The organism is Microcoleus sp. AR_TQ3_B6, assembly GCF_036702785.1.
Lineage (GTDB): Bacteria > Cyanobacteriota > Cyanobacteriia > Cyanobacteriales > Microcoleaceae > Microcoleus.
The window spans coordinates 1-8,130 of record NZ_JAUBVJ010000154.1; the positions used below are offsets into that span (position 1 = coordinate 1).

Annotated in this window: 3 protein-coding genes; 2 read left to right on the forward strand and 1 reads right to left on the reverse strand. The window is 52.2% G+C overall.

What is annotated here, in order from left to right:
* Positions 1-696: 696 nt before the first annotated feature.
* Positions 697-2,058, reverse strand: a complete 1,362-nt coding sequence (locus tag QUB56_RS35470) for a proton extrusion protein PcxA (protein ID WP_332961050.1) — start codon at positions 2,056-2,058, stop codon at positions 697-699.
* 52 nt (positions 2,059-2,110) lie between these two features.
* On the opposite strand from QUB56_RS35470, the gene QUB56_RS35475 reads away from it, so the two are divergent.
* Entirely contained in the window at positions 2,111-4,321 is a 2,211-nt protein-coding gene (locus QUB56_RS35475) for a recombinase family protein (protein ID WP_332961051.1), read from the forward strand.
* 363 nt (positions 4,322-4,684) lie between these two features.
* Positions 4,685-7,939: an Ig-like domain-containing protein gene (locus tag QUB56_RS35480; protein ID WP_332961052.1), complete on the forward strand. Its 3,255-nt coding sequence runs from the start codon at positions 4,685-4,687 to the stop codon at positions 7,937-7,939.
* The last annotated feature ends 191 nt before the right edge of the window (positions 7,940-8,130 follow it).

Consider the following 8,130-nt stretch of genomic DNA (forward strand, 5'->3'; position numbering starts at 1 on the left):
TTGGAGATAGACCCGCGCTTGATGCTTCTGAATTAGGCGAGTCAATTGGTGGTATCCCCACGGTTGAAAGGTTTAAGTATTGCCCTAAGGACAGAACATTTTAAGGTGAGTCGCTGAATTAAGAATCCCCTCGGCTTCAGCCAGGGGAGTGTCAAGCAGAGCCTCTATGTTGAGCCTGCACGGCCCAAGAGCACCTTACCGTGATAATTCACGTGTCAAATTACTTTTTGCGTCCCGGACTATCATTGCTAATTGCTAATTGGGAACTAGAGCCATATCTATAGCAATCCTCGCATCAGTTTCTATAACGGACAGGCGAAACGCCTCTTAATCAATGTCCAGAGGAAGAGCCTCGCCTGCTACAATCGAGGCTCTTCCTCCGGATCTGCTTTACCAGGCTCTTCCTGGTAACGAGTAGAATCATTAGGATTGCTATAGTCCTGTAAAATAACCCTAATAGGTTTGTAGTGAGGACTAAATTATTCAAAATTTTATGAGGAATTTAGTCCTCACTACAAAGGTGATAACGCTTATTTTATCGGACATGATATGAGCCGATTATATCCTTTCCTTTTGGATCGGAATAATATTTTTAGGAGTACAGCAGTGCAAGCTTCCCACTCGCTATTGAGGGGGCCAAGCCAAGCGGGATGCACAGCAAAGCAGGGTTGAATTCCGATGTTACGGTATTTGATCTTACTCGTTCATATTCTTGTATGTAGCCACTGCCGAAGGCGAACTCCGGTTTAAATACCGGAATATCCAATACTTAAATACCGTATCCAAGATAACTGGAAACGTCGCAATGAACAAAAATATGAACTGCCTATTTTCTGGTAGCCCCAAATGCCTCGATACGCCTTCGAGAATTACTTCCCAACCGTGAGGCGAGTGGAATCCGACAAACACATCCGTAAACAAAATAATTACGAAAGCTTTAGCACTGTCGCTGAGGCCGTAAATTACATCATCCATGAAAGACTTTAAAATCTCAATCTCTTTCTTGTTAGTGAGGATAATCGCGGCAAAGGCAATGCAGGAAATCAAATCGGAAAAAATATTTTTAATAGCTCCATTACTTTCAGAGCGGTATTCCTCCGCTAGCTCAACTGCTTTCTCGGCAATCTTATTTTCCGTTTCCTCTAAAGAAAGCGAGGGAGTCATGCCTATTAACTTTTCAAATTTGAGGTGCTGCTCAAATCTCTCTAGTTCTTGGAAGGCTTCTTCTTCCAGGTTAATATTTAGGAAGACTGGAGCATTTTGCTTGATTCGAAAATGGTCAACTACCGGCCCTACTATAAAGTTTTTGGAAATTTGATTCGTCAACAGCGGAACTAAAATCAAGAGCAAAATAAATCTCAGAGAAATGACTGTTTTTACTTTGGAGTTGCGGAAATTCTTAACTACTTCTTTTTCCGCTTCCGGGTCTAACTCTTTAGTAATTCGATTCAAAGTTCCCAAAAGCGAGCGAGGCAATAAATTGACCTCTTCAGAGTAAATGTCAACCTCGCCCTCGGGAATTTGAACAGAATTAGCTGCACCTTTATTTGCCTGAGGTTGAGAGGTGCTATTTGTAGATTTTACCGGCTGATTTACTGAACTGACAACCGGGACAATTGCAGTGGATCTACTATTATTAATATACTTGTCGATGACTCCATCAATAAACTCTAGCTTCTCGAATACAAGGGAGGCTCGATCTTTATTGTCGAGAGGTAATCCGTGCTGGTGACGATCGGGGCTGTGTCCCGCCTTCGGTTTTGCCCCCACTCGATCCGGCAGTTCCAAAAAAGAACGGCTAGCATTAAACTCAACCATTCGGGTTTGGATGACCTTGAGGTATTTTTGCAGTTCGGATTTAAAGTAAGACAGGGTGCTTTGTCCGTAATTTCCCGATCGAGCGGAGATTTTTTGGCCGCCAAAATGCTCGTCTTCGATCGCCTTAATTGCTAAGGCAGCATCATAAGCCTGTTCTAGGGCCCTGTCAGGCGTTTCTCGATACCATTGGTGAGCGCTGTAGAGATATTTTACAATCCTGTGCCACAGAGAAGTATTCATAGCTAAACCTGGTTAGTTGGCTGTAGACATTAGTCATTAAAGTATTCACGGTATGGTAACAAATTTAGATAAATTGGGAAGCGAGGTTTCGGATTCAATTTGGATTGTCGGAGCCGCCCGCAGTGGCAAAACCGCTCGTTTAGTCGAGCAGTTCTGCATTTGGAGCCAAACTCTCAAGCCTGTCCCATCAAAAGTTTCAGACGGCTGGGGTTCCGGGCGGCGCCGGGCCCGACAAACTGCCCCAGCAATTTTAGTCTTAGCAGCTAATGGGGACAACCGGCTAGAATTAGCCGATCGCATCGCCGTTGCTACCGAAGGAAAATATGCCTTTCACTCGACAACACCCTTCGGTTTTTTTGAGCAGGAAGTATTGCTATTTTGGCCGCTGCTAGTTCAGTCGCTGGAAACACGGGCTCAATTTCCCCTGCGACTGCAACCTGAAACTGAATTGGAACTTGCCGCGAGACTCTGGCGTCGCGAACTAGACGAAGGCATTTTGCAACAAACAGGGGTAAGTCCAAACAGAATGGTGCGTCGAACACTAGACTTATTACAACTTGCTGCTGTCAGCGGTACGCCCAGAGAAGAGATTCCCAGCATTCTGGAACAGGGATTTGCTGGTGACGGCGGCTCGAACAACCTGTGGACTAGCATGGGAGAGTTGCTGGAAAGGTGGCGGGAATGGTGCTTGAGGCGGGGGCTCCTGACCTACGGGATTGTTTGCGAACTCTACTGGCGCTATTTGTTGCAGGATGACACTTACCAGCAGCATTTGGCCTCTAGATACCAAGCTGCGATCGCAGACGATGTTGACGATTATCCCGCGATCGCCGGCCATTTGTTCGATCGAATGCTCGACTTCGGTGCGGCGGGGGCGTTCTCCTACAATCGGGATGGAGGAGTGCGTTTGGGCTTGGGGGCTGACACGGAATACCTAGCGCGACTCGAAAACCGCTGTCAAAGGGTGGAAAATTTGGACGCCAAAGCCGGTTTAGCGCCAGAGATTGGGGATTTAGCGGTAAGTTTAGCCGTTAATTCTGAGGGTTTTTATCCTTTAGGCTTGAGTTTGCCAGGTAAAGTTCGATCGCTCGAAACAACGAACCGGGCTCAATTGCTGCGAGAAACCGCCGAAATTATCGTGGATGCGGTGAAGTCAAAAGCCGTGGAGCCCCAGGAAATCGCTGTAATTGCTCCCGGGATGGATGCGATCGCGCGTTACAGTTTAACGGAAATTCTCGCCCAGCGTCGGATCGCGGCTACCTCGCTCAACGATCAGCGTCCCCTATCGAGTACCCCAGAGATTCGAGCTTTGCTGACTTTGTTAGCGTTAGTTTATCCGGGACTGGGCCGATTAGTCGATCGAGACGGCGTAGCCGAGATGCTGGTAGTGTTGGGTAGCCAGAAACACCGTTCATTGGAAACAGAAGATTCCCACCCCACGTTCAATCTAAAACCTCAAATCCCCAATCAAAAATCGATCGACCAAGTGAGAGCAGGTTTAATCGCCGATCACTGTTTTTGCCCAGATATCGATCGACCTCAATTGCTGGCAATTACAGCCTTTCCCCGGTGGGACAGACTGGGACACCGAGCCGCCGCGGTCTACGAGCAGATTGTGGAGTGGATCGAACAACAGCGGTCGCAACAGCAGGAGCGGCTGTTGCCGAGTCCAATTGCCCTGCTCGATCGAGCGATCCAGAAATTTCTCATCAACGACAGATACCTCCCTTACGATCGGCTATCGGCCCTGCGCGAGTTAATGGAAACCGCCGGTCACTACTGGGAAATACAGGGGCGCCTGCAGCGCGTAGAACCAACAAACGGCGGTGAGTCAGAAACGATCGCCCAGTTCATCCAGTTGTTGCGCCAAGGAACCGTCACCGCCAACCCCTTTCCAGTCCGTTCAGAAGGTCCAGAAGCCCAAGCCGTCACCCTCGCCAACATCTTCCAGTACCGCAGCAGCCGCCGCGCCCACAAATGGCACTTTTGGCTGGATGCCGGCTCGCCCCTGTGGCTTAGTGGCGGTGCGGCGACATTGTTTGGTGCTCCCTTATTTTTGCGATCGCAACAGGGGCATCCCTGGCAAACCGAAGAGGAAGCGGCTGCCGACCAACAGCGGCTGCGGCGAATTCTGCTAGATTTGTTAAGTCGCTGTTCCCTGCTTTACCTTTGCCACAGCGAACTAGCCGTCAACGGACAAGAGCAAACCGGGCCGCTTCTGCCCCTCATTCACAGCTCTGTTTCTTGTCAGCAGTCAGGTTAAGGCATTCGCCTCTTATGTATTTGGCCTTCCGGCCGGAGGAAAGAAAAAAATATCAATGCAAAGATTTTTCTTTTTCCCCTTCTGGATAAATACCCCGGGCTGACTCGAAGCCCGACTTCTACCTTCGAGCGAAATGAGGCGATATAAAGGATACCCAAAATAGGCATCAAAACGTGCAACCATTAATATTTTGAGATCGAAAGATGCCCCGCTAAAAAAATATCTCTAGTCGTTGCTGTTTTGATTTAGTATGCTAGAAATGATCGGGATTATTAATCAATTTTAAGCCAGATTTGTGGCAACAAACTGATACTAATCAGTTCTTAAAGTGAATCGGTATCGTCGTTTAAAGGAGCCAAAATAATGCCAAGTGCAGTGCCAGCAGTAAGTATACCAACACCAACTCCAACACCAACTCCAACACCAACACCGACACCGACTCCGACTCCAACGCCGACTCCAACACCAACACCAACACCGACGCCGACGCGAACTCCCACTCCCTCCGGGGACGACACATTTGGCGGCATAGACGACACATTGGGCGGAGGCACCTCGCCCGGAATCATCGGGGGCGTAGTCCGCGGCGGAGAAACCAACGACTCCTTAGTTGGCAGTCCCGGACCCGACGTGATTTCCGGGCTGCAAGGCAATGACAACCTGCAAGGAGCCGGCGGCGATGATTTAGTATTTGGCAACGACGAGGACGACCGGCTGTTAGGCAATGAGGGCAACGACGTTCTAGACGGCGGTTCAGGACTCGATACCCTGTACGGAGGCAAAGGCAACGACTGCGTGGACGGGGGAAATAACCCGGACCTGCTGTACGGCAATGACGCCAACGACACGGTAATCGGAGGCGAAGGCAAAGACACGGGTTACGGCGGAAAAGGCAGCGACAGCTTGCGCGGGGGCGCTGGCGACGATAGCTTTTTGGGCGATCGAGGCGACGACATCCTGTGGGGCGACCAAGGTAACGACTCGCTCTTCGGTGGCGCCGGCGAAGACTTGCTATTTGGCAACGAAGGAGGCGACTGGGTATACGGAAACGCCGGCGGGGACACAATTTTTGCCGGCGACGGCGACGACATCGTATTCGCCGGCGAGGGGGACGACATCGTGGACGGCGGTGCTGGCAACGACGTTCTTTGGGGCGAAGCAGGCAAAGACGCAATTTCAGGAGGCGAAGGCAGAGATGTCTTCGTCATGGGTGCATTCAGTGCCCCCAGCGGCAGCAGCAACAACGGCACTAACCCGACATTTGTCACTACAGGTGGCCCCGACATCGGCGATGCCGACATTTTCACAGACTTTCGCGTTGGCGAAGATTCGATCGGGTTGAGTGGCGACCTCAAGTTTGAAGATTTGGTAATCTTCCAAAGCACCGACACCAAAGCCGGCAGCACGATTATTCGCAACGGCGTCAGCGGCGACTTTTTAGCAGTATTGCCGGGAGTCGATAGCAGAACCCTAGGGCGAAGCTCATTTGTAATTGCCCCCACAGTTCCCGGCAGCGCCACCCCCCTCCCCCTGCCGACGCCGAGTCCGAGCCCGACACCGACGCCGACACCGACGGCGAGTCCGACGCCGACACCGACAGACACTCCGACGCCGACACCGACACCGACAACAAGTCCGACGCCGACACCAAGTCCGGCGCCGATGTTCCCGACGCCGACAAACAGTCCGACACCGACACCGACAACAAGTCCGACGCCGACACCAAGTCCGACGCCCTTCCCCAACCAGGCTCCAAGAGCAGTTAACGACAACTTCACCACGGTTTCGGGCCAAGAACTCAGTCTCAACGTTCTGTTCAACGACACAGACCCGGACAAGAACCCTCTGACTGTCACCACTTTTACTCCCACAGCCCAGGGAACCCTGATTCCCGTGGGCGGCGGCGTATTCAAATACACCCCGAATCCGGGCTTCTCGGGTACTGACAGCTTCAGCTACTCGATCTCCGACCCCGGCGGCGGCACAAGTCAGGCGGTAGTAACCATCAGCGTCAGCAGCCCGCCGCAGTTAGTAATTAACGACGGTGTGGTGGTTGCCAAAAGCGATCCTACCCAGACAATCACCGCGGCCGATTTGTTAGTCACAGATCCCGACAACCCCCCGTCGGAAATCGTTTACACGATTACCAAAGCCCCCGACGCTACCAGAGGTTTTGTCCAAAGGGGCAGCACCTTTCTCAACGTCGGCAGCAAATTCACCCAAGACGATATCAACAACAACATCGTCAAATACAACTTGCTGGCAGGAGGCGGCAGCGACAGTTTCACGTTTACAGCCTCCGACGGGTCTGCAACTATCGGGCCGGCATCCTTTAGCATCACGGTGGTAGATAATATTGTCGATCGCACCGCACTCCCGGCGAGCACATTTACAGGCAGCAACCTCAGCGACTTCATCATCGGCGGGGCAGGCAACGATACCCTCTCAGGGGCCGACGGCAACGACATCATCGACGGCAGGGGCGGTAACGACCTCGAATTCGGTGACGCAGGCAACGACTCGGTGCTGGGTTCTGAAGGCAACGACACCCTCGACGGCGGACTGGGCAACGACACCCTCGACGGCGAAGACGGCATAGACTCGCTGATCGGCGGACTGGGCAACGACCTGATGTTCGGCGGCAACGACAATGACGTCATCTTGGCCGGTGACAACAACGATACGGTTGACGGCGGAACAGGCAATGACTCGATATTGGGAGAATCCGGTGACGACTCGATACTTGGAGGAACCGGGCTCGACACCTTACTTGGTGGCATTGGCGACGACTCGCTCGATGGCGGTGCAGGCGAGGACCTCCTCGACGGCGGACTGGGCAGAGACTTGCTCGACGGCGGTATCAATAACGATTTCCTCTCCGGCGGCGACAACGATGACACGGGTTTGGGTGGACAAGGCAACGACACGGCACTAGGAGGGGCGGGCAACGACTACCTGTTGGGCGAGGCCGGCAGCGACTCCTTGTTGGGCGAAGCGGGCGACGACACTCTCGACGGCGGTGCCGGCAGCGACTGTCTCAGCGGCGCCTTCGGCAATGACTTGGTGTTGGGCGGCGATGACAACGACTCGCTTTCGGGCGGTGCGGGCAATGACATTTTGGGTGGCGGGCTCGGTTCTGACTTGCTCACGGGCGATGCAGGCGATGATTTCTTCTACTACGAAACTCCCAGCGAAGGCGTGGACGTGATTGCTGACTTTAACGCTACGGGCAGTGAGACCGATAGATTCTTGTTCAGGTCGTCAAATTTCGCGGGTTTAACCAACTCAGGAACTACTCTCGATTTCACCAGTTTTATCGTCAGGAATATCGGGTCTGGCGGCGACGACATCAGCAAGCAAGAAGTCATTTTGTTTGAATCTAAATTTGACAACGCTCAAGCAGTAAATGCAGTGTTGAAGAATCAAAACGGTTCGAGCAAAACGGGAGCTTTCTTCGTGTACCTGAACAATACTTTTAACAAGTACGTTCTCGGCTTCGACCCGAATGTGGCAGATGACAGTCTCCCAGCTTTCGATTTGGCAGTGTTGAATTCTATTCCTACAGTGCCCGGAGCGCTCAGCACCGTCATTACTGCATCTGACTTTAAGTTTATTTAGTAGTTTTTGAGTAGCGTCGCAAGGAGACCCAACAATGCCCAGTGCAGTACCAGCAGTTTTTCCCCAACCGACGCCGACGCCGACGCCGACGCCGACGGGGACTTCGACAACGATGACGCCGACGCCGACGGGGACTTCGACAACGATGACGCCGACGCCGACGGGGACTTCGACAACGATGACGCCGACGC

What these genes read in the sequence shown, in the direction of transcription:
- QUB56_RS35470 (WP_332961050.1), bottom strand. Translation starts at nt 2,058, where the DNA reads ATGAATACTTCTCTGTGGCACAGGATTGTAAAATATCTCTACAGCGCT.
- QUB56_RS35475 (WP_332961051.1), top strand. Translation starts at nt 2,111, where the DNA reads ATGGTAACAAATTTAGATAAATTGGGAAGCGAGGTTTCGGATTCAATT.
- QUB56_RS35480 (WP_332961052.1), top strand. Translation starts at nt 4,685, where the DNA reads ATGCCAAGTGCAGTGCCAGCAGTAAGTATACCAACACCAACTCCAACA.